This is a genomic window from Nitratireductor aquimarinus, from assembly GCF_017255295.1.
In the GTDB taxonomy this organism is placed as follows: Bacteria; Pseudomonadota; Alphaproteobacteria; order Rhizobiales; family Rhizobiaceae; genus Nitratireductor; species Nitratireductor aquimarinus.
In genome coordinates this window covers 106,490-126,897 of record NZ_JAFKDE010000007.1, presented here as the reverse complement: position 1 = coordinate 126,897, position 20,408 = coordinate 106,490, and the positions used below count along the sequence as shown (strand labels likewise).

The 20,408-nt window shown below is 64.1% G+C and carries 19 protein-coding genes; 5 read left to right on the top strand and 14 right to left on the bottom strand.

All coding sequences use genetic code 11. The features are described from left to right. Positions 1 to 27: 27 nt before the first annotated feature. From JYP46_RS13390 to JYP46_RS13380, 3 genes are all read left to right on the top strand, one after another. Positions 28 to 1,623 carry a sensor histidine kinase gene (locus tag JYP46_RS13390; RefSeq protein WP_206548365.1) on the top strand — a complete coding sequence of 532 codons (1,596 nt, stop codon included), beginning with the start codon at positions 28 to 30 and terminating at the stop codon, positions 1,621 to 1,623. Next, positions 1,620 to 2,231 (top strand): response regulator transcription factor, encoded by a 612-nt coding sequence (locus JYP46_RS13385; protein WP_113153204.1) that lies wholly within the window; start codon positions 1,620 to 1,622, stop codon positions 2,229 to 2,231. The genes JYP46_RS13390 and JYP46_RS13385 overlap by 4 nt, the downstream gene beginning before the upstream one ends. A gap of 87 nt (positions 2,232 to 2,318) precedes the next feature. Continuing rightward, positions 2,319 to 2,801, top strand: coding sequence for a GlcG/HbpS family heme-binding protein (locus tag JYP46_RS13380; RefSeq protein ID WP_090328370.1), 483 nt, complete (start codon positions 2,319 to 2,321; stop codon positions 2,799 to 2,801). 133 nt (positions 2,802 to 2,934) lie between these two features. On the opposite strand, the gene JYP46_RS13375 is transcribed toward JYP46_RS13380, so the two are convergent. From JYP46_RS13375 to JYP46_RS13355, 5 genes are all read right to left on the bottom strand, one after another. After that, positions 2,935 to 4,920 (bottom strand): copper amine oxidase, encoded by a 1,986-nt coding sequence (locus tag JYP46_RS13375; RefSeq protein WP_206548364.1) that lies wholly within the window; start codon positions 4,918 to 4,920, stop codon positions 2,935 to 2,937. 27 nt (positions 4,921 to 4,947) lie between these two features. Beyond that, complete coding sequence (locus tag JYP46_RS13370) at positions 4,948 to 6,381, bottom strand: aldehyde dehydrogenase family protein (RefSeq protein WP_210346613.1); 1,434 nt, start codon at positions 6,379 to 6,381, stop codon at positions 4,948 to 4,950. An 80-nt stretch (positions 6,382 to 6,461) separates the two neighbouring features. Next, the gene (locus tag JYP46_RS13365; protein ID WP_206548363.1) at positions 6,462 to 7,430 is read right to left on the bottom strand and encodes a helix-turn-helix domain-containing protein; all 969 of its coding nucleotides are present in this window, start codon (positions 7,428 to 7,430) and stop codon (positions 6,462 to 6,464) included. A gap of 112 nt (positions 7,431 to 7,542) precedes the next feature. Beyond that, the gene (locus JYP46_RS13360; RefSeq protein ID WP_206548362.1) at positions 7,543 to 9,624 is read right to left on the bottom strand and encodes a TRAP transporter permease; all 2,082 of its coding nucleotides are present in this window, start codon (positions 9,622 to 9,624) and stop codon (positions 7,543 to 7,545) included. A gap of 116 nt (positions 9,625 to 9,740) precedes the next feature. Next, positions 9,741 to 10,751 carry a TAXI family TRAP transporter solute-binding subunit gene (locus JYP46_RS13355; protein WP_206546160.1) on the bottom strand — a complete coding sequence of 337 codons (1,011 nt, stop codon included), beginning with the start codon at positions 10,749 to 10,751 and terminating at the stop codon, positions 9,741 to 9,743. Positions 10,752 to 10,949: 198 nt separating this feature from the next. Here JYP46_RS13355 and JYP46_RS13350 point away from each other — a divergent pair, with 198 nt between their 5' ends. Next, complete coding sequence (locus tag JYP46_RS13350) at positions 10,950 to 11,345, top strand: VOC family protein (RefSeq protein WP_206548361.1); 396 nt, start codon at positions 10,950 to 10,952, stop codon at positions 11,343 to 11,345. Positions 11,346 to 11,421: 76 nt separating this feature from the next. On the opposite strand, the gene JYP46_RS13345 is transcribed toward JYP46_RS13350, so the two are convergent. The 5 genes from JYP46_RS13345 to JYP46_RS13325 form a co-directional block, all read right to left on the bottom strand. Continuing rightward, positions 11,422 to 12,624: a beta-ketoacyl-[acyl-carrier-protein] synthase family protein gene (locus JYP46_RS13345; RefSeq protein WP_206548360.1), complete on the bottom strand. Its 1,203-nt coding sequence runs from the start codon at positions 12,622 to 12,624 to the stop codon at positions 11,422 to 11,424. A 1-nt stretch (position 12,625) separates the two neighbouring features. Continuing rightward, positions 12,626 to 12,925, bottom strand: coding sequence for an acyl carrier protein (locus JYP46_RS13340; RefSeq protein WP_206548359.1), 300 nt, complete (start codon positions 12,923 to 12,925; stop codon positions 12,626 to 12,628). A gap of 18 nt (positions 12,926 to 12,943) precedes the next feature. Further along, positions 12,944 to 13,747 (bottom strand): SDR family NAD(P)-dependent oxidoreductase, encoded by an 804-nt coding sequence (locus JYP46_RS13335; RefSeq protein WP_206548358.1) that lies wholly within the window; start codon positions 13,745 to 13,747, stop codon positions 12,944 to 12,946. A gap of 66 nt (positions 13,748 to 13,813) precedes the next feature. Then, positions 13,814 to 14,476 carry an outer membrane protein gene (locus tag JYP46_RS13330; protein WP_206548357.1) on the bottom strand — a complete coding sequence of 221 codons (663 nt, stop codon included), beginning with the start codon at positions 14,474 to 14,476 and terminating at the stop codon, positions 13,814 to 13,816. 110 nt (positions 14,477 to 14,586) lie between these two features. Next, positions 14,587 to 15,582 (bottom strand): AraC family transcriptional regulator, encoded by a 996-nt coding sequence (locus JYP46_RS13325; RefSeq protein ID WP_206546165.1) that lies wholly within the window; start codon positions 15,580 to 15,582, stop codon positions 14,587 to 14,589. 352 nt (positions 15,583 to 15,934) lie between these two features. Between JYP46_RS13325 and JYP46_RS13320 the strand changes: the two genes are divergently transcribed. After that, positions 15,935 to 17,350 carry an amidohydrolase gene (locus JYP46_RS13320; RefSeq protein ID WP_236042214.1) on the top strand — a complete coding sequence of 472 codons (1,416 nt, stop codon included), beginning with the start codon at positions 15,935 to 15,937 and terminating at the stop codon, positions 17,348 to 17,350. A 70-nt stretch (positions 17,351 to 17,420) separates the two neighbouring features. Here JYP46_RS13320 and JYP46_RS13315 read toward each other — a convergent pair whose 3' ends face one another. From JYP46_RS13315 to JYP46_RS22390, 4 genes are read right to left on the bottom strand one after another with little or no spacing between them, the layout of a single operon-like run. Next, positions 17,421 to 18,632, bottom strand: coding sequence for an aminotransferase class V-fold PLP-dependent enzyme (locus JYP46_RS13315; RefSeq protein WP_222474113.1), 1,212 nt, complete (start codon positions 18,630 to 18,632; stop codon positions 17,421 to 17,423). Positions 18,633 to 18,645: 13 nt separating this feature from the next. Then, a complete protein-coding gene (locus JYP46_RS13310) occupies positions 18,646 to 19,131 on the bottom strand; it encodes a RidA family protein (protein WP_206548355.1) in 486 nt (161 codons plus the stop codon). Continuing rightward, positions 19,118 to 20,083: an ABC transporter ATP-binding protein gene (locus tag JYP46_RS13305; protein WP_206548354.1), complete on the bottom strand. Its 966-nt coding sequence runs from the start codon at positions 20,081 to 20,083 to the stop codon at positions 19,118 to 19,120. The genes JYP46_RS13310 and JYP46_RS13305 overlap by 14 nt, the downstream gene beginning before the upstream one ends. Further along, the gene (locus JYP46_RS22390) at positions 20,076 to 20,375 is read right to left on the bottom strand and encodes an oligopeptide/dipeptide ABC transporter ATP-binding protein (RefSeq protein WP_477507836.1); all 300 of its coding nucleotides are present in this window, start codon (positions 20,373 to 20,375) and stop codon (positions 20,076 to 20,078) included. The genes JYP46_RS13305 and JYP46_RS22390 overlap by 8 nt, the downstream gene beginning before the upstream one ends. Positions 20,376 to 20,408 lie beyond the last annotated feature (33 nt).

The window sequence follows — 20,408 nt, the reverse complement described above, 5'->3', positions numbered from 1 at the left end:
GCCCCGCCCTTCCTCAAGATCGCGCGCATGAAACAGAATTCTTCCGACAATCGCATGGGCCCTGGGGGCCATGGGGGCTTTCGGGGCTTCGGCCGGCCGGTCTGGTTTGTCGCCGCGTGGTTCGTGCTGGCGCTCGCAACCATTGCCGCGATTGCCGCCAATGAGCGCTGGCGGCTGCTCTCGGAACTCGATGATGAGAGTGCGGCGCTGCATCGCCTTGCCTCGCAGCGGGCCGGCCAGCACGACGCGCATATGACGGCGCTCTCGGCGGTGGCGCTTGCCGGCGGTGAAAGCGGGTTCGATCTCTTTCTCGACGTGGCCAATGCGCTCCGCCGGTTCTATCCACGCATTGAGGCTGTCGATCTCGTGCCCGTGGATGAGGACGGCAAAGGCGTGACGACCCGCGCCTCAGCCGATCCGGCGGTCGATGCGGCGATCCGCGCAGCGGTTCAGGCAACCGATGGGTCGCTGGTTCTGGGTCCAATGCCCGGCGGTGTGCCGGGGCACTATCTTCTGGTCAAGCGCAGCCCGAACAGCGATGCGGCGATCTATGGTCTGGGTCTTGAGATCGACGCGCAGGGACTTCTGGATAGTGATCGCGACTTTTGGCAGACCGCTTCGGCAAGCCAGTCGCTTGTCTTTCCCGATGGCGCGCTTCTGATCGGCGATGAAATCGTCGGGCCACCCGCTTTCGAGAGAACGCTGGGCAGCGCCTCGCAGCCGCTTGTGCTGCGCACGGCAGTCACCCAGCACATGGCGGCGCTGTTCCCCATGTCGAAGATCGTTCCGGCGCTGATCGTGATGTCGGTGCTGTTCCTGGCCGGTCTGGCGCTGTGGCAGCAATGGGCCGGGCGCATGCAGGCGGAACGTGCAGCGAAGCTCAGCGCGCGCGAGACGCGGCTGGCCCATGCCTCGCGGGTCAATTCGCTGGGCGAGATGGCAAGCGGCATCGCCCATGAACTGACCCAGCCGCTCACCGCCATTCTGACACAGGCGCAGGCGGGCCGCCGCCTGCTTGCCAAGGGCGATACGCAGGCCGTGGCGTCCGTGCTGGACGAACTTGTCGCGCAGGCACGGCGCGGCGCGGACATTCTCTCGCATCTGCGCCAGTGGATCCGTCCGCCGCGCGGTGAGACCGGCATGACCGACCTGAACGCGGCCATCGGCGGCGTTGAGGCGCTCCTTGCGCCCGAGGCGCGCAAGCGTTCGGTGAAGCTGAAGCTGGACCTTGCCGATGAGGCGCTGGCCGTGCGCGCCGACCGGACGGAGCTCGAACAGGTGATTTTCAATCTCGTGCGCAACGCCTTTGAGGCGCTGGAAGAAACGCAGGACGGGCAGGTGAGCGTCACAAGCCGCCGCGAGGCGGGGCTCGCCATTCTGGACGTGTATGACAATGGGCCGGGCGTGGATGAAGCGCTGGCGGGGCAGGTGTTCGAGCCTTTCGTGACCGGCAAGGAGCAGGGCACCGGGCTTGGCCTCTCGCTCTCGCAACGCATCGTCGAGCGCATGAATGGCGAGATCGAGCTATTGCCCTCGCAAGGAGGCGCCCGCTTTCAGGTGCGCCTCCCTCTGGCGAGCCAACGGCACGAGATCAAGCACGATGAGGGGAGGGTTTCGGCATGAGTGGCAGGCCGGTCTATCTGGTGGATGACGACGAAGCCGTGCGCCGCGCTCTGGTGCTGCTTTTGAGCACGGTCGACGTCGACGTGAAATCGTTTCCCGACCCGGAGAGTTTTCTGGCCGCGCTCGGCAAGCTGCCGCCCGGCTGTCTGATCTTCGACATTCGCATGCCCGTGATCTCGGGCCTGAAGCTTCAGGAGCGCCTGATCGCGCAGGGCATAGACTGGCCGACCGTGGTGATCAGCGGCCATGGTGATATCGAGGCCTGCCGCCGGGCTTTCCGCAATGGCGCGGTGGATTTTCTGAGCAAGCCCGTCGATGAGCAGGATCTGATCGACGCCATCCAGAAGGCGCAGGACATGCTGGACCGCTCTGAGCGGGAAGCGGCCGAACACGCCGAAACGGCGGATCTTCTGGCGAGCCTGACGGGCCGTGAAAGCGAGGTTCTGGAGCGCATTGCCGGCGGCTTCACCACCAAGGAGATTGCCGCTTCCATGGCCGTTTCGCCACGCACGGTGGAAAGCCATCGCGCTTCCATCGGCGCAAAGCTCGGCACGACATCGGCGGCGGAAATGACGCGGCTCTGGCTGCAGGCGAACAGGCATCCGTAGAACTACGGAGCCCCCCGCCAGCGCTACCGATGCGGTGGAGCGGGGCAGCTTGCTAGAAACGGATCATCCAAACCCAAGGAGTTCCCGATGATCCGTTCGATTGTTCTTTCCGCCTCGCTTCTGGCCGCGACCGCCGTTTCGGCTCAGGACCTGCCCACCGCTCCCTACCTGCCGCTCGACATGGCGCAGAAGGCTGCTCAGGCTGCACTCGACGCCTGTGCCGCTGAAGGTTACGCGGTGAGCGTTGCCGTGGTGGAGCGCAGCGGCGCAACCAAGGTTCTCGTGAAAGCCGACAATTCCGGCCCGCACACGACCGGCAGCAGCGTCGGCAAGGCCTTCACCTCCGCAAGCCTTGGCCGCGACACGGCTGGTCTGGCCAACTTCATCGGTGAGAACCCGCAGAATGACGGCCTGCGCGACATGGATTCCCGTCTGGTGATCCAGGCCGGTGGTCTGCCGGTGCGCATCGGTGGCGCTCTGGTGGCGGGCATCGGTGTCGGCGGCGCGCCTTCGGGCGACATTGACGCCACCTGCGCCCGCGCCGGTCTCGACGCAATCGGCGCCGAATAATCACCCCTACGGGTTGAACAAAGGAGGCGCGGCCTTTCGGTCGCGCCTCTCTTCGTTTCTGCGATCTGATTTATTGATGGAGCATCGGAATGATCCGAAAACCGGACACCACTTTTCGGTCCGATGCTCTGGCCTATTCGGGCAGTCGCACGGTGAGCGCCGGATTGTGCGGGAAGAAGTTGTAGGGTTTTAGCGTGATGCCCTTCCACATGGTCGACATGACCGGCCAGTCCTCCATCTGCGGCACATGATGGAACCCCATCGTGTACCAGGTCACGATGTCGGTGTTGTCGATGCTGCGGTCCTGCTTCACCCACTCGGCGAGCGTGTCCGACCCGTCGCTCTGGAAAGCGTATTCGCCGCCGGCATAGCGTTCGTTTGCCGCATAGGGCGTGTTCCAGAACGTGTAGTCGATATAGGCGTTGCGCTTTGCGGGCGGATCGTTCTCCGTGTCCAGCGGGCTGTAGGCGACGCTGTTCTGCGGCAGGATCATGTAGCCCGGCGCATGGCCGACGCCGATTTTCCGGCCCATGTTCATGATGTGATACATGGCCGGCGTTGCCGGGTTCACGCGATAGCGCGCTTCCATTTCGGTCTTCGGCATTGTCGCCTCGGTCACCCACATGGAGCGGCGCGGCACGCCATCTGGCATGTCGCCCTTCACGAGGCCGGTGCGCATGAAGACATTGTCCTGACCGTCAATGTCGAAATCGAGCCGGAAGTTGAAGAAGTGGTCGTGGTTGGGTGCAACCAGATTGGGCACGATCAGCGTGCCGTAGCGGGTTTCCTGTTCGGCGGTTGCGTCCTCCATGGAGGTAGAGGCAACGCCCTTCACCGCATCGAGGCCGGTTGCGCCGACCATCACGCGGATGCGCCCGTTCTGCTCGAACACATAGTCGATAAGATAGTCGTAATTGCCCACCTGTGAGGCGGAACGCACCACCAGCTCGCTTGCCGGGCGGCCTTCCGCAGGCACGGACTGTTCCTCGCTCTGGGCGAAGATCTCGTAATGCCGCCAGGCGGGGTCGCCGATATTGCGTTCGAAGATGCATAACGCATCCGGGATTTCGATCGGGTTGCCCAGATCGTCATGCACGGTGGCGGGCAGGAAGCGCGCATAGGAGGGGCAGTCCACGCCCGCGCGCAGCGGGCTCAGGAAGATGCCGAAACCATATTCGCCGCTGTCCATATAGGTGCGCCAGTACCAGCCTTCGTCCGGGTCCATATAAGGCACGAAGACTTCCGACAGATGGGCCTGATAGAGCACAGAGCGCCAGTCGTCGCGGTCATTGACCTCGATGTTGGACAGAACCACGCCGGGGCGCTTGTCGACGCGCCAGCGGAAGCGCCAGATGTCCCAGTTCACCATGCTGCCGTCGATGGTGAAATTGGGGTCGCCTTCCTGGCGAAGCGTGGCGGGATTGCTTTCGGGCCGCAGCGCGCCCGTGCGCGCCTCGACCTCTTCTTCCATGTAGCCCCAGGCATCCTGCGGCACCGGCACGACGCCATTGTCGATCACCTCGACCACGGATTTGCCGGCGAGATCGACCACGGCATAGAGCCCTTCGATGGGCTTGGCGTAGAAGTTGGAGCCGGTCGGATTGACGTAGCAGGGCACCTTCATCAGGCGCTGGCCGGCTTCCGCCTCCATGTCGAACGAGCCGGCCGTGAGCGGCAGGCAGAACACGTCGCCGGGCTCCAGATCGCGCTTTGCGAGGGCGGCGACGAAGTTTTCGTCGGAAAGGGCCAGATCCATGGCCCCTATGAATTCTTCCAGAAGCACCATGTGCTGGCCGCCAATGGCGCCGAAATCGCTGATTTCTCCGGAAACGAGATTGACCTCGGCCTTGTAGGTCTCGTCGCCCGAGATGACATGGACGGTGGCGGCGCGTGGGCCTTTATCGCCTTCTTTCCAGGCAAGCACTTCGGCCTTTTCCGGTTCTTTCAGCTCGATCAGCGGAAAGCGGGCCTCGTCGGAAATCCGGTCATCGGATTTCATGATGGTGACGACCTCGGCGATCTCCTCTTTCGACAGGCCGTCCAGCGGGTGAGCCAGAGCGCCGCCGCATAAGACGGTGAGCGCCATGGCCGCGCAGGTGGCGGATAAGTGTCTCTTCATCGTGTCTCCTCCTCTTGAACCGTGCCGTTACATGATCAGGGTCTGGCCGACGGTGTTCTCCATCAGCCCTGCCTCGGCGAACTGCACGCCGACGCCGGATTGCTTGATGCCGCCAAAGGGGGCGTTGGGCTGGATCATGCCGTGCTTGTTGATCCACGCGGTGCCGCATTCGAGTTGCAGCGCCAGCGCCTTGGCGCGTTCGGTGTCCTGCGACCAGACGGAGCCGCCAAGCCCGTTCGGATTGTCGTTGGCCCGTGCAATCACGGCCTCCACATCCGTGTAGCGGATGACCGGCAGGACCGGGCCGAACTGCTCTTCATCGACAAGGCGCATGCCGTGTTCGGCATCGGCGACGATGGTGGCGGGATAGAAATACCCGGGTCCGCCGGAGGGTGCGCCGCCGGTGAGAATGCGCGCGCCGGAAGCTCTTGCCTCCTCGACCAGCTCTTTCACGCGCTCGAACTGCATGGCGTTCTGCACCGGGCCGAGCGCGACGCCATCCTGCCGTCCGTCGCCCATGGGAATGGCGGCGGCCAGCGCCGAGAGCGCATCGCAGACGGCGTCATAGATGCTGTCATGCACATAGAGCCGCTTGATGCAGGCGCAGGTCTGGCCGTTGTTGAGGAACGCGCCCCAGAAGAGCCCTTCGGCGACCGCCTGCGGGTCGACATCGGGAAGCACGATGGCTGCATCATTGCCGCCGAGTTCCAGCGTCAGGCGTTTCACCGTTTCGGCGGCCGAGGCCATGATCTTGCGGCCTGTGCCGGTGGAGCCGGTGAACACCATCTTGTCGATGCCGGGATGGGCGGACATGGCCGCGCCGATTTCATCTGCGCCACACACGATGTTGACCACGCCGGCCGGCAGCACCTGATTGATGATCTCGACGAAGCGGATCGTGGCGAGCGGTGTGTTGGGCGAGGGCTTGATGACCACGCAATTGCCGGCGCGCACGGCGGGAATGATGTGCCAGGCGGCGATCAGCACGGGAAAGTTCCACGGTGTGATGGAGCCAACCACGCCGATGGGCTTGCGGTGCACCTCCACGCGGCCCTCATTGTTGTCCTGCAGGACGGAGACCGGCAGTTCGAGGCCTGCCGTGTGCCGGGTCCATGCGGCGGCAGCCCCGATTTCCCATTGCGAGCCGAAACCGCCAATGGGCTTGCCCTGCTCAGCCGTCAGAAGGGGCGCAAGCTCCGGGATCGCCTGTTCGAGCCGGTCTGCGATCTTCAGGCAGGCTGCCTGACGGTCCGCATCGCTGGCAGCCGCCCATGCGGGAAAGGCTGCGCGGGCGGCGTCCACCGCCGCTTCGAGATCCTCAACCGTGCCAAGCGGCATCTGGCCGACCGGTGTTCCGGTTGCCGGATCAAGCACGGGCTGGCCTCCCGCGGTTGGCGCGGGGCGGCCATTGATGATGTTCTGGAACGCATCTGCGCCTGTGGCTGTCGCGGTGTCTGCCATCGTCTTCCTCCTCCGATAGCGCCGCCTTTCGGGCGGCATCAATCGGGCATAGTGGAAGCGGGCCGGCCACCGGTCTTGGACTATTGCGTCACGCTTTTGGCCGATGGCGTCGCCGCATGAAGGCGGTATTCGCCGGGCGGCACCCGGTAGCGGGCGCGGAACTGGCGGTTGAAATAGGACAGGTCGTTGAAGCCCGCGTCGAAAGCGATTGTCGAGATGCGGTCCGAGGTTCCCGCCGCCTCCTGCGCCATCAGCCGCTGGCAAACATAGTCGAGCCGCGCGCCGATGAGACATTCCGACAGGGAGGAGCCGGCCGCCTGAAACCGGCGCTGCAGGGCGCGCAGGCTGACGCCCATGGCGGCTGCGACGTCTGCCGGCGTGCATTCCGGATCGCGGAAACGCTGCCGGATATAAGCCCGCGCCTTGGCCATGAGCAGTTCGTTGCTGGTTTCCGGGGATGGCAGGTCGCCTGCCTCCATGCCGCAGAGATAGGCCCCCATAAGGTTGAAGAAGGCCTCGCCGATGAAATGCTGCTGCGCGGCAGCCCCCTCGCCATCGACGATGCGGTCGATGGTGGCGCGCAGCGCCATGCCGATATCGGTGGAGCCGGGGATCGGACAGCCACCCAGCGCGCAGGTGCCAAAGCGATGGGCGAATTCGGCGCGGTTGAGGTGCACGGAATATTGCAGGCTGCCACTGTCGCCATAGAGGAAGCGGGAGGGATAGGCGGAGTCGATCATGATGAAGTCGCCGGGCGCAAGCCGTACATCGGCATCGCCCTGACGCATCACCGAATGGCCCGCCTTCTGCAGAACCAGAAACAGGTGCTCGGCGGAATCCTGCCTGATGCAGCGCCAGTCGCGGTTGATCCGGGCCGCACTGTTGCGCACCACGGCAACCGCCAGCGCCTGACGCTGTTTCAGTGTGATGATGCCGCGCATATCCCGTGCGCCGTCCGGCGGCGAAACCAGGAACTGCCCGCAAACATTGCGTACGCCAGCCTGGAAGGCGTCCAGCGGCGCCAGGCTGTTCGTCTCGTCAGACGGCATGTTTCTCCTCCCGCCGTCGCCTGCCATCGCATTGCGGGCAGGAAGCGGCAGGGGAAGCGTAGTCAGCTTTCAGCGGCTCGGCAAGGTGGGGTATGCACCGCCCCTGCCGTCCTCAGTTTTCCGCCGTGACGGCGCCTGCCTTGCGCACCGAGAACTGCCGGACGAAAACCGGTGCGGCGATGATGGCGCCGGCCAGCGTGGCGTAGAGATCCGGCGCGACGAACAGGATGGCGGAGAGCGCGAGCAGCAGCCGCTCATAGACGCGCAGCGGTGCAAACAGCCAGCTTGAGAACGCCGCCGACAGCATCCAGATGCCGAGCATCGCGCCGATGGTCGCCAGGAAGAACTCGTTCCAGGTGAAGCTGTCTGTGACCAGCAGCATGGAGGGCGAGAAGACGAAGACGAACGGCACCAGCGCCTTGCCCATGCCGAGCCGGAAGGCGGTGTTGCCGGCCTTGAAGGCGTTGGCCCCGGCGATGCCGGCCGCCGCATAGGCCGCCAGCGCCACCGGCGGCGTGATGTCTGCCAGAACGCCGAAATAGAACACGAAGAAATGCGCCACGATGGGCTCGACGCCGAGCAGGCTCAGAATGGGGGCCGCGACGGCGATCATGATCAGATAGTTCGCCGTGGTGGGGATGCCGCAGCCCATCAGAACGCAGACAATTGCGGTCATGATCAGGGTGAAGAGCAGGGTGAGCGTGCTCACGCTGAAGAGCTCGAACGGCAGGAAGGCGAGACTGTCGGCCACGCTCTGCGCCCAGCCGGCGGCAACGGATGTGACCATATAGGCGATCTTGAAGCCGACGCCGGTAAGCGTGACCACGCCGATGATGACGCCGACAAGGGCCGCGGCCGCCGTGACGGAGAGCGAGTATTTCGCACCGACAACGAACCCGTCCCACGTTTCGCGCACGCTTTCGCGGATCGCGGTCTTGATGTCGTGGCGGATGAAATTCTGGATGACGAGCACCAGAAGACAGGCGGAGATGCCCCAGAAGGCGGCGAGATAGGGCGTTTTGCCCGACAGGAGAATGGCCACCAGCACGAAGAGCGGCAGCGTGGTGAGCCAGCCAGCCTTGAAGACGGTCCAGGCGACGGGCAGCTCATCCCTGGTGAGGCCGCGCAGGCCGCGACGGCGGGCTTCCAGATGCACCTGCACCAGAACGCCGAAGAAGTGCATGAAGGCGGGCACGAGGGCAGCGGTCAGAATGGTGGTGAGCGGCACGCCCAGATATTCGATCATCAGGAAGGCGACGGCGCCCATGACCGGCGGGGTGATCTGACCGCCGGTGGAGCTTGCCGCTTCCACGGCGGCTGCGAAATGGCGCGGATAGCCGATGCGGATCATCGCCGGGATCGTCAGCGAGCCGGTGGTCACCGTGTTGGCGATGGACGAGCCGGAGATCGAGCCGAGCATGGCCGAAGAAAGCACAGACACCTTGGCCGGGCCGCCGGAATAGCGTCCGGCAAGGGCCGAGGCGAGGTCGATGAAGAGCTGGCCGAGGCCGATGCGCGTCGCAAGAACGCCAAACAGCACGAAGTGGAACACATAGGTGGAGATGACGCCCAGCGCGGTTCCGTAAATGCCCTGGCTCGTCAGGTAGAGATGGTTGACGATGTTGCTCCAGCTCGCGCCCGGATGCGCCAGAATGCCGGGCATGGACTGACCGAAATGGGCATAGGCGATGAAGAGCAGGGCGATGACCGGCAGCGGCCAGCCCATGGCCCGGCGCGTGGCCTCAAGCAACACGACGATAAGCACCGTGCCCATGAACACGTCGATGGGCAGGGGATCGCCGACGCGGAAGGCGAGATCGTTGAAGATCCACGGCACATAGAGCGCCGCCACCGCGCCCGCAATGGCGAGAACCCAGTCGATGACCGGCATGCCGAGCGGGTAGAGCAGGCCCTTACGCGGCTCGCGCGGCTGGTTCCAGGCGGCGAAGAAAACGAAGATCAGCGCCAGCGTGAAGGCCAGATGCACGCCGCGATGCGTGGTCGCCTGCGGAATGCCGAAACCGGCCGTGTAATAGTGATAGCAGGAGAGGACGAACAGCGCGCCGCCGGCGATCCAGCCGAGCAGTTCGGGCAGGGGTCTGAAACGGACTTCCGGATCATAGCGCTCTTCGAGCGCCTTCATCTGTTCTTCGGTCAGCGCTTCCGCGCGTTCGGATTCAGATGGATGGGCCATCCTGCAAAGCCTCTCTGGAAATCACGTTTGGTGCGCGCGTCGACGCCTGAAAAGACGGACCCGGCCCGTGGTGACAGGCCGAGTCCGTTTGCGTTGGCGATGCTTGCCGGCAGGGTTTAGTCGCCCAGCACACCCGCTTCGCGGTAGAACTTCTCGGCGCCCGGATGCAGCGGGATGCCGACGCCGTCAAGCGCGGTGTCGAGCGTGATCTGGCGGCCCTTCAGGTGGCCGGCGTCCAGAAGCTTGCGGCTGTTGTCGTTCCACAGCGCCTTGGTGATCTCGTAGACCATCTCTTCGGGCTGGTCTGCGCTGGTGATCCACTGTGCGCCGACGGAAAGCGTGGTGACGTCTTCACCCACGCCCTCATAGGTGCCGGCAGGAACCGTGTTGGCGGCAAAGAAGCCATGCTCGCCCGTCACCTTGGCTGCTTCGTCGCCGGAGATGGAAACGAGCGTGATGTCGTGCTGGCTGGCGAGCTCGGCAATGGCGCCGGCGGGGAAACCGCCAACGAAGAAGAAGGCGTCCATTGCGCCGTCGCGCATGCGCTCGGCAGCCTGGTCGGGCTTCAGGTAATGCGCTTCCACGTCCTTCTCGGTAAGGCCGTAGGCATCGAGAATGATGCGGGCGTCAACCAGCGTGCCGGAGCCTGGCTCGTCGAGGGAGACGCGCTTGCCTGCCAGGTCATCGACGCTGTCGATGCCGCTGGACGCGCTGGCGACCAGGTGGATCGTCTCGGGATAAAGATTGGCGATGGCGCGCAGTTTTTCGACCGGATCACGCTCTTCCCAGATGCCCGTGCCGCTGTGCGCCCAGGTGGCGACATCCGACTGCGAGAAACCGGATTCCAGCGAACCGCCGGCAATGGCGTTCACATTGGCAACCGAACCATTGGCCGAAAGGGCGGTGGCGATCAGGCCGGGAACACCGCAGGAGCCGCCTTCCTCACAGGGGCGCGAGCCGGGCGGATTGGAGATGGCGTTGGCGATGAGGCCGCCGATCGGATAGTAGGTGCCGGCCGTGCCGCCGGTGCCGATGCGGAAAAACTGCGGCTGCTGGGCAAGCGCCACACCGCTCGCGGCGATGCCGCACAAGACTGCTCCAATAATCGCAAAACGCCGTCTGTTCACGGAAACCTCCCAAGAGATAAAAACAAGTAACGTAACGTGAGCTAGCATTCCTGCCGGTCAGCATCAATCTTTCAAGTGAGATGGTGGCAAGATACCATCACATTTATGCCTCAACTCTGTTATTCGGGTGCCTCGACAACGGAAAATCAGGCGCCCGGCAGATTAGCCAGCGCCGCTTGAAACGCTATTGGAGGCATCTTGGCCAAGTGCATTCACACCATGATCCGCGTTCTGGACGAGGCAAAATCGGTCGCTTTCTACAAGGAAGCGTTCGGCCTTAAGATTGCGGACCGTCTCGATTTCGACAGCTTCACGCTGGTTTATCTGAGCAATGCGGAGATCGGCTTCGAGGTCGAGCTCACCATCAACAAGGACCAGACCGAGCCCTATGATCTGGGCAATGGTTATGGGCATCTTGCGGTTGTCGTCGATGATCTCGATGCCGAGCACGCCCGTTTCAAGGCGGCCGGTCTTGCGCCGCGCGACATTGTCGCCTTCGAGCGCGAGGGCACGCTTCTGGCGCGCTTCTTCTTCGTGCAGGACCCGGACGGCTACAAGATCGAAGTGCTGCAGAAGCACGGCCGCTTCCATTAACTGCCGGAGAAATTCCGGCAGAACCGGCAACCGGTTTTGCGTCCGGAGTTTCTCGAGATCAAGGAAATGGAACGTTTCAGGCCCGTCGCACGACGAGGCTTGCATTGATGCCGCCGAAGGCGAAGGAGTTGCAGAGCGCAGCGTCCATCGTCGCCGGACGGCGTTCATTGGGCACGGGGTCGAGCGGAATTTTCGGATCGGCCCCGAGCCAGTTGATCGTGGGCGGCGCGATCTGTTCGCGCAGGGCGGCGACGGTGACGATCAGCTCGATTGCGCCAGCCGCGCCGATGCAGTGCCCGTGAACGGGTTTGGTGGATGAGACCGGCAGGTCTTGAAGGCCTGCGCCGAACACGGTGCGCAGCGCCTCGGCTTCCGCAAGATCATTGTAGACCGTGCCCGTTCCATGGGCGTTCACATATCCGATGGCGTCGGGCGCGAGGCCGGCCGATTGCAGCGCCAGCTGCATGGCGCGGGCCGCGCCATCGGCATCGGGGCGCAGCATGTCGCGCGCATCGCTGGTGGTTCCATATCCGGCGAGCAGGGAGAGCGTTTCAGCGCCGCGCGCCCGCGCGCTTTCTTCAGCCTCAAGCACGAGAATGGCTGCGCCTTCGCCCAGCACCATGCCATCGCGGCGACGGGAAAAGGGGCGTGAAGCGACGGGCGTGAGAACGTGCAGCATTTCCCATGCGCGGAAAACGGCGGGCGTGAGCATGGCCTCCGATCCACCGACGATGACCCGGTCCAGCGCACCGGAACGGACTAGCTCGAAGCCGAGGCCGATGGCCTGGGCCGATGAAGCGCAGGCGGTGGAGATGGTCAGTGCGGGGCCGGTCATGCCGTATTTCATCGAAAGAAGCGAGGCGGCGGCATTGGGCATGACCTTGGGCACGCTCATCGGCTCGGCGTCCACATCCTTCACATAGAATGCGCGGGCGTTGCGATCCGTGCTGACAGCGCCGCCAGCACCAGTGCCCAGCACAATGCCGCAGCGCTGGCCGAAGGCTTCGCCCGGCAGGTTCGCCTGACCGAACGCTTCCCGTGCCGCCAGAAGCGCCATGGCTGCAAAGCGGTCCGTGGTCGTGTTGGTGTGTTCCGCGATGCGCGCGTCCGTCGCCTCATCCAGCGCCGCAGCGATGTTGACGCGCGCCTTTTCCCGCCCCGGCAGATCGACGGTGCGAACGGCGGAGCGCCCGGCCGCTGCCGCGTTCCACAGCGTTTCCGCACCAATGCCTGCCGCCGTGACGGCGCCCATGCCGGTGATGGCAACCTGCCTTGTCATGTCAGCAGGCTTCGCTTGCGGCGGGTTCCGCCAGCGCCTGATGCTCCATGATCCGGCTGGTGAGGAGGCCAAGCAGCTGATCGAGTGTTTCGACATCGGCGAAATCGCTGTCGACGGCGACATAGAGGTCGAAGGTTTCCTCGATGCTCATCAGCACGAGAACGAGATCGTGCGAGGCGATGCCGATCGTGTCGAGTGTGGCTTCGGGAATGATGCGCTCCGGCGCGATCTCGCCTTCGCGGGCGATGATCCGTGTCAGTTCTGCCCTGATGGCGGTGCCTGTGTGCGGTGGTTTGCTCATGGTGCCTCGCGGGTCGTCTCAGCCAAGACTGTCTCTGCCCCAGATCACGCCGCCATCTGCCACGATGTCGGAGCCGGTGACGAAGGCGGATGCTTCTGAAGCCAGGAAAAGCACGATCTCTGCGATGTCGCCCGGCTGGCCGAGATGCGGCAGCGCCTGACGGGAGACGAACACCTTGCCGAGCCCCTGCACGAAGCGCGCGCCGCGCGCCTCGCTTCCGGGAATGGCGGCGGCGTGAATGTCCGTCGACACGAAGCCCGGCGAGATCGAGTTCACGCGGATGCCATCCTTGCCGAATTCCGCCGCTGCGCAGCGCGTGAGATGCTGGAGCGCGGCCTTGCTGACCGAATAGGCGACGGATGATGCGCCGACACGGTGCCCGGCGATGGAGGCCATGTTGACGATGCTGCCGCCGGCCGGGCGCATCAGCGGCGCAAGCGCGGACATGGTGAGCCATGGCGCGCGCAGATGGACGGCAAGCGTCTGATCAAGCGCCTCTGGCGTGGTGTCTTCGACGCCTTGCGGGCTGCCCAGGCTGCCCGCATTGTTGACGAGGATGTCCAGCCTCTCGAAACGCTCGCGCACCGCTTTGGCGATGTGGTCGGCATGGTCGGGGGAAGCGGCGTCTGCGCGCAGAAAGGTTCCGCCCATGCGCTCCTGCGCCTGCCGGCCGCGGTCGGCATCGGTGCCGGTGAACAGCACGCTGGCCCCCGCCTCAAGCATGCGTTCGACCACAATGGCTCCGATGCCGCGCGTGCCGCCGGTGACGACGGCAAATTTGCCGTCGAGGTCGGCGAAGCTCGTCTTGTTGTCCGGCTTCATTCTGGTGCGGGCCGGCTTGGGTATGCGTGTGGTTCCTGTGTGTGCATTGCGCGCGTCGAAGCCTGTTCAGAACTGATAGTTCAGGCCAATCGTGACGTTGGGCGCGTTTTCTTTGTAGCCCGAGGGGCAGGAAAACCCGCCGGTGCAGAAATCGTAATCCTTCTCATTGGAGAAGCTGTAGACGAAACGACCGTCGAGCGACCAGTTGTCGGCAAACATGTATTCGACGCCCGCGCCCACAACGCCGCTGAGATGCGTTGCGCTGGAAGACGTGCCCACGGGGTCTGTGACCTTGACCCGCGCGACGCCGAGGCCGACCAGGCCATAGGGCATCCACTGGCCATAGGCGCGGCCGATCTTCACGCCGGTATAGGCGGCCCAGCGCGGATCGACGTCATAGGTGCCGAAGATCGGCACGTCTGCGTCTTCCTGAGGCTTGAGAAGCGGGACATTGGCGAAGACGCCGAGCACCCAGTTCTGGTCGACGGCAAAATTATAGCCGACTTCCACACCGCCAACCGCACCGCTCAGGTCCAGATCGTCGCCGCAAATGCCGTTGCAATAGGTGTTCTCGATATTGCCCCAGTGATAGCCCAGCCATGCGCCGGCATAGAAACCCTGCCACTTCTCGGCTGGCGCTTCACCCGCCGGAGGAAAGGTGTCGGCGGCGTGGACACTGGTTGCGCCGACGGCGAGAAAAAGCGCGGTCGCGATGGTCAGTCGTTTCATGTAACCCCCCGGGAACCCCCTAGAACATTTTCCGGAGCCTTATCAAAAAACGGCCATGCAGGGTGTCTCACGGCTGTGCGCAGGGTCTCAAACGACACAAATGAACCGGCTTATCTGTCGGTTTCCTGATGGCGCTCCCGGAAATCCGAGGGGGTGAGGCCAGTGGCGGCGCGAAACGCGCGGGCGAAGGCGGCGGCGTCGGCATAGCCGCAGCCATGGGCGATCTGCTTTACCGGCGTGTCGGGGCGATTGACGAGCTGTGTCGATGCAAGCTCGATGCGGGCGTTTCTGATGGCGTCGCCAACGGCCCGCCCATTGGCCGCGAAGACGCGGTAAAGGCGGGCCCGTGAGCAACCAATCGCGTCGGCGATTGCGGCTGCGGTGAGGTCGAGCTGGCTGGTTCTGGCGCGGATGTGGCGCAGCGCAGCGGTGAAGATCGCGCTGTCATGGGGCCTGTCCGGCTCCGCGTCCAGTGCGTCGCGTGTCCGGGAGAGTGCGCCGAGCGCGAGATCGGTGGCGACTTTCAGCGCCAGTTCGGCAGAGCGCCTGTCCATGCCGTCACCCTCACGGGCGATCATCTGCAAATGGGCTTCAAGAATGCGCGACAGGCCGTTTTGCGGAAGAAAGGCGAGGCCGTCTTTCAGGACGCCCGTTTCTTCTCCGGCAATGGCGGCAACCATGTCGCGCGGCAGCGTCATCCAGAGCGTTGCGTGTCCGTAGCTCTTCGTCCGAAAGGGTCTTGTGCCGTCCAGCGCGAGAAGTCCCGACGCGGCATCGACCACATGTCGGCGGTCGCCGGAGAGTTCAAGCTCGGCGCGGCCCGAAAGCGTGAGGTTGAGCAGCACGAAATCGCTTTCCGGCCTGGCGAAACGGGCATGGGTGTTGTCATTCGCGCCGAAGCCGAAAACGCATCCGTCCGGCGCCTGATAACGCATCAGCCTGGCCTTGAACTGGCGAATGCGGCTCTTGTCCGAAATGTCGAGTTCGATAAGGGGAAACAGGCTGCGCCAGAATTCGAAGCGCTGGTCGGGTCTCTGGTCGAGGGTGGAGACGCTCGCAAAGGCGCTGCCGGGTGGTTGGTCGCCGGTTTCCTGCTCCCCTGTCATGCGCGCTCCCCCTGTCGGTAGTATTGCCTGCAGCCGACTACCTTGTTTCCCCTAGGAAAGGTGGAGGAGAGGCGGGTGTCAAGGTCGTGGATTTCGCATGGTTTCCGGGGTTTTTTGATCTGTCTTTCTGTTTACGCGTTTACAGAAAACGTTTGAAGAAGACATGGTTTTTCAGGGTTTCTGGCCCTTGTTGAAAATAGAGACGCTGCAGTTTTCGAAGATCGTCTGTCGAAAAATACAAATTGTGCTTCCTCATGGTTCCGATCCGCTGCTAGCTTGCTTTGCCAATTAATAAAACTACGAGGATGCAATGAGATTGTCGGTTACGTATGCGTTGGCTGCGGCCTTGGCTATGGCGAGTGCGCCGCAGGCTCTGGCTGCGCCGCTTACGGAGGAACAGCGTGCGGAACTGGCCGGGCTAGTGCAGGACTACAGCCCGCGCATGAACGAGATCGCGACCCGGATGTGGGCCAATCCCGAGCTGGGATATCTCGAGGAGGAGACCTCCGGTCTGCTGATCGCGGAGCTGGAAGAAGCCGGCTTCGAAGTGGAGCGCAATGTCGGTGGCATTCCGACGGCTTTCATCGCCCGCAGCGGGTCCGATAGCGGCCCGGTGATCGCCATTCTGGCGGAGATGGATGCACTGCCGGGCATGTCGCAGGCGGCGGTGCCGCACGAGGAAGCGGCCGAGGGCGTTGAAAGCGGGCATGCCTGCGGCCATCACCTGTTCGGCGCGGGCTCGGTTGCGGCCGCCATTGCCGTTTCCAAATGGCTCAAGGAAAACGGTGTCGAAGGCCAGGTCCGGCTCTACGGTACACCGGCTGAGGAAGGCGGTTCGGGCAAGGTCTATATGGTGCGCGACGGCCTGTTTGACGATGTCGACGTGACGCTGCACTGGCATCCCTCCAGCACCAACCGCGCAGGGCAGGGCCGTTCGCTCGCCAATGTCAGCGCCAAGATCCGTTTCGAGGGCGAGTCCGCCCATGCGGCCATGTATCCCGAGCGCGGTCGTTCCGCACTCGACGGTGTCGAGGCCATGCATCACATGATCAACATGATGCGCGAGCACGTGCCGCAGGAAACCCGCATCCACTATGTGATCACCAATGGCGGCGCGGCCCCGAACGTGGTTCCGAATTCGGCGGAAAGCTATCTCTATGTGCGCCATCCCGATCCGGCCGTCGTGGCCGACGTGTTCGAGCGCATTCAGAAGGCTGCCGAAGGCGCAGCGCTTGGAACGGGCACGGAGTTCTCCGTCGAGCGTGTCGGCGGCGTCTATTCGGTTCTCCCCAATGACGTGCTCGGCAAGCTGATGGATCGCAATCTGCGCGCTGCCGCTCCGATCGCGTGGGACGCGGAGGAAACCGACTTCGCCACGAAGCTCCAGACCACGCTGCGCAAGAAGCCGGCCCTGAGCTCGGTGGCGGATGTGCAGGACTATTCCTTCGGCGGTCAGGGCTATTATTCCACCGATGTGGGCGATGTGAGCTGGGTTTCGCCGACCGTAGGCCTTGGAACGGCGACCTGGGTGCCGGGAACGGCCACGCATAGCTGGCAGGCCGTTGCGGCGGGTGGCATGTCCATCGGCCACAAGGGCACGCGCCTTGCCGCCGAAACGCTGGCGACGGCGGCGGCTGAACTGTTCCAGTCTCCCGACGTGATCGAGGCCGCGAAGGTCGAGTTCGAAAACGCGCGTGGCGAAGAATTCAGCTATTCGGCCCTGATCGGCGACCGCGAGCCGCCGCTGGATTACCGTCTGTCCAACTGATTGCCGGACCAATGCGTCGGCCCCACCCCCTCATGTGGGGCCGACGCGCCGGGCAACCTGAAAGGCCGGCTCAGGAGAGCCAGTTGAGATAGGGATCGACGCCGCCATTGCGGGCCGCGTGATAATCGTCGGCCCGTTCTTCCAGCTTTCCGGCCTCCGCGCAGACCTTTCCCAGAATTTCGGCAGCCAGTTCGGCCTGTCCCGGCTTCAGATTGCACGGATCGAGCTGGAAATAACCAAGCTCCACCTCGTGGTTGCGCACGATGAGACGCGGTTCCTGCTCGCCCAGCGCGCGGGCGACTGTCGCTGCGCTCGCGCCAAGCTTTCGCGCATCGACATTGACCTGAAGACGCTCCAGCGGGTTCCCCGTGGGGTCCGGCACGATCACGGGGTCGATGCCGGCGAAGGCGGAGAGCGTTTTCTGCCAGAGCTCCAGCGCGGCGCGCTCCTGCCGGCGGATGCCCTCATGATCGCGCTTCTGCCATTGTCTCAGAGCGGCAATGGCGCCGGCGATGCTTTCCTTGCCGACCTTCATGCCACGCCCGATGCCCATGTTCTGAAGATAGGCGGCGCGCACCAGATCGCGCCGGCCCGCAATGAGGCCGGATGTGGGGCCGCCGAGGAATTTGTGGCCGGAATAGATCACGATGTCCGCACCCTGATCGATGAACCCGGTGAGGTCGTATTCCGAAGCGGCGTCTACGATGACGGGAACATTGGCGCGGTGGCAGATTTCTGCAAAGCGGGCGAACGGGATCTGCCCGTAATGGACCACATGGTGCGACACCACATAGAGGGCTGCCGCCGTCTTTTCGTTAAGCGCGCTTTCAAGCTGGTAGTCCATCACATGGGTCGACTGGCCGACGGGCCGCACGGTTGCGCCGGTCAGGTCCACGGCCTGCGAGACGGGTGCGCCATAGCCGCACAGATGGCCGAGCTGAACGACCACTTCGTTCTTCTCGCCTGGATCTTTCGGAAGCGCTTCCACGCGGCCCGGGTTCAGGCCGGTCATGCCGGCGGCAATTGCAAGCGAGATGCCCGCACTTGCCGATGCCGTCACACAGCCCGCCTCCGCGCCCGTCAGGTCGCAGATGGCGCGGCTGGCATGCGCCTGCAACTCATGCATGTTGACGAATTCGCCCATGATGGCCGCCGTCTCTTCCTGCACGGCGGGGCTGGTGATCGAGCCGCCCAGGCTTGTCATGGTTCCCGATACATTGATCAGCCGGGAGCAATTGTGAGTGTCGTGCCAGGACCACATGCCGTCTGTCTCGCCTGCCATTTTCAAAAGTCCCCTACTCGTACAGCTCGAAGACCGCTTCGATTTCCACGGTGATGTTGTTTGGCAGCGAGCCTACGCCGAATGCGGAGCGGGCGTGAATGCCGTTTTCTCCAAAAATGTCGGCGAGCAGGGTGGAAGCGCCATCGATGACATGCGGGTGCCGTTCGAAATCCGGCGTCGCGTTGACGAGCCCCAGAAGCTTGACGACGCCGCTGATGCGCTCAAGCCCGCCCAGATGATCGCGCAGCGTGGCGAGAATGTTGAGCGCCACGAGCTGCGCGTGTTCGCGGGCGGTGTCTGCGTCCACGTCTGCACCCACCTTGCCGCGCAGCAATGTGCCGTCCGGCAGAACGGGGCCCTGGCCGGAAACATAGGCGAGGCGGCCTGTCTGGCGCACATTGCAGAATGCGCCGATGGGCGAGGGGGCGGCGGGCGGCAGCTCGATGCCGAGTGCCGCAAGCCGTGCGGAAGCGGGTTCTTTGAGATCAGGCTGTGGCATAGAGTTCTTCTGTTCGCTTGCAAAAGGAGTGATGGTTAGGCCCGGTTTCGACGGGTGCGGGAACGCCTTCGGCACAGATGTCGGCTGCATGCGGACACCGTGTGCGGAAGACGCAGCCCGATGGGGGATCGAGCGGGCTTGGAATGTCGCCGCGAAGAATGGTGCGGCTGTGATCGCGCGCCGGGTCGGGCACGGGGATCGCCGAAAGAAGCGCGCGTGTATAGGGGTGGCGGGGATCGCTGTAGAGCGGCCGCGAGGGGCCTTTCTCCACCAGCCGCCCCAGATACATGACGATGATCTGGTCGCAGAGATATTCCACCACCGAAAGATCATGCGCGATGAAGAGCATGGTGAGGTTGCGGCGCTCGCGCAGGTCGAGCAGCAGGTTCAGCACCTGCGCCTGAATGGAGACGTCGAGCGCCGAAACGCTTTCATCCGCGACGATGAATTCCGGCTCCAGCGCAAGGGCGCGGGCAATGCCGATGCGCTGGCGCTGGCCACCGGAAAACTCGTGCGGAAACTTGCTCATGTGATCGGCCTGAAGGCCGACCTCTTCCAGAAGTGCGGCAGCCTTGTCGCGCCGTGAGGCGCGGTTGCCGATGCCATGGGCGCGCAGGCCCTCGGTGATGATGTCGGCGACGCGCAGGCGTGGATTGAGCGAGGAAACCGGGTCCTGATAGATGATCTGCATGCGCCGGCGCGCATCGCGCAGCTCAGAGGCGCTGAGCGTGTTGAGATCCTGCCCGTCGAAGATGGTCTGGCCTTCGGTCGGTTCGACAAGGCGAAGCAGCGTACGGCCAAGCGTGGTCTTGCCAGAGCCGCTTTCGCCCACCAGACCGGTGATGGAACCGCGCGGTATGTCAAAGCTCGCGTCGCTCACGGCATGGATGGTGCCGCGCGGCGTGACGAAACGCTTGGACAGATTGCGGATCTGCAGAAGCGGTTCAGACATGGGTCACCTCCCGTCCGGCGTGGAAACAGGCAACACGGTGGTTGGGCGCAAAATCGCTGAGCGAAACCGGCTCGCGGCAGGCTTCATCCGCCAGCCCGCAGCGCGGCGCGAAGGCGCAGCCTTCCGGCATGGCGTGTAATGGCGGAACCGTTCCGGGAATGGGCACGAGACGCTCGCCCTCCGGCCTGCCGGGCATCGGGATCGAGTGCAGCAGACCGCGCGTGTAAGGGTGGCTTGGCCGGGCGAACAGTTCCGAAGCGCCCGCCTGCTCGACGATGGCGCCGGCATACATGACCGCCACATCGTCGGCCATTTCCGCCACCAC

Bases quoted from the DNA above. Each gene is read 5' to 3' on its own strand.
- JYP46_RS13390 (WP_206548365.1), top strand. From the start codon at position 28: ATGAAACAGAATTCTTCCGACAATCGCATGGGCCCTGGGGGCCATGGG.
- JYP46_RS13385 (WP_113153204.1), top strand. From the start codon at position 1,620: ATGAGTGGCAGGCCGGTCTATCTGGTGGATGACGACGAAGCCGTGCGC.
- JYP46_RS13380 (WP_090328370.1), top strand. From the start codon at position 2,319: ATGATCCGTTCGATTGTTCTTTCCGCCTCGCTTCTGGCCGCGACCGCC.
- JYP46_RS13375 (WP_206548364.1), bottom strand. From the start codon at position 4,920: ATGAAGAGACACTTATCCGCCACCTGCGCGGCCATGGCGCTCACCGTC.
- JYP46_RS13370 (WP_210346613.1), bottom strand. From the start codon at position 6,381: ATGGCAGACACCGCGACAGCCACAGGCGCAGATGCGTTCCAGAACATC.
- JYP46_RS13365 (WP_206548363.1), bottom strand. From the start codon at position 7,430: ATGCCGTCTGACGAGACGAACAGCCTGGCGCCGCTGGACGCCTTCCAG.
- JYP46_RS13360 (WP_206548362.1), bottom strand. From the start codon at position 9,624: ATGGCCCATCCATCTGAATCCGAACGCGCGGAAGCGCTGACCGAAGAA.
- JYP46_RS13345 (WP_206548360.1), bottom strand. From the start codon at position 12,624: ATGACAAGGCAGGTTGCCATCACCGGCATGGGCGCCGTCACGGCGGCA.
- JYP46_RS13340 (WP_206548359.1), bottom strand. From the start codon at position 12,925: ATGAGCAAACCACCGCACACAGGCACCGCCATCAGGGCAGAACTGACA.
- JYP46_RS13335 (WP_206548358.1), bottom strand. From the start codon at position 13,747: ATGAAGCCGGACAACAAGACGAGCTTCGCCGACCTCGACGGCAAATTT.
- JYP46_RS13330 (WP_206548357.1), bottom strand. From the start codon at position 14,476: ATGAAACGACTGACCATCGCGACCGCGCTTTTTCTCGCCGTCGGCGCA.
- JYP46_RS13325 (WP_206546165.1), bottom strand. From the start codon at position 15,582: ATGACAGGGGAGCAGGAAACCGGCGACCAACCACCCGGCAGCGCCTTT.
- JYP46_RS13320 (WP_236042214.1), top strand. From the start codon at position 15,935: ATGGCGAGTGCGCCGCAGGCTCTGGCTGCGCCGCTTACGGAGGAACAG.
- JYP46_RS13315 (WP_222474113.1), bottom strand. From the start codon at position 18,632: ATGGCAGGCGAGACAGACGGCATGTGGTCCTGGCACGACACTCACAAT.
- JYP46_RS13310 (WP_206548355.1), bottom strand. From the start codon at position 19,131: ATGCCACAGCCTGATCTCAAAGAACCCGCTTCCGCACGGCTTGCGGCA.
- JYP46_RS13305 (WP_206548354.1), bottom strand. From the start codon at position 20,083: ATGTCTGAACCGCTTCTGCAGATCCGCAATCTGTCCAAGCGTTTCGTC.
- JYP46_RS22390 (WP_477507836.1), bottom strand. From the start codon at position 20,375: ATGTATGCCGGCGCCATCGTCGAGCAGGCGGGCGCTTCGGAACTGTTC.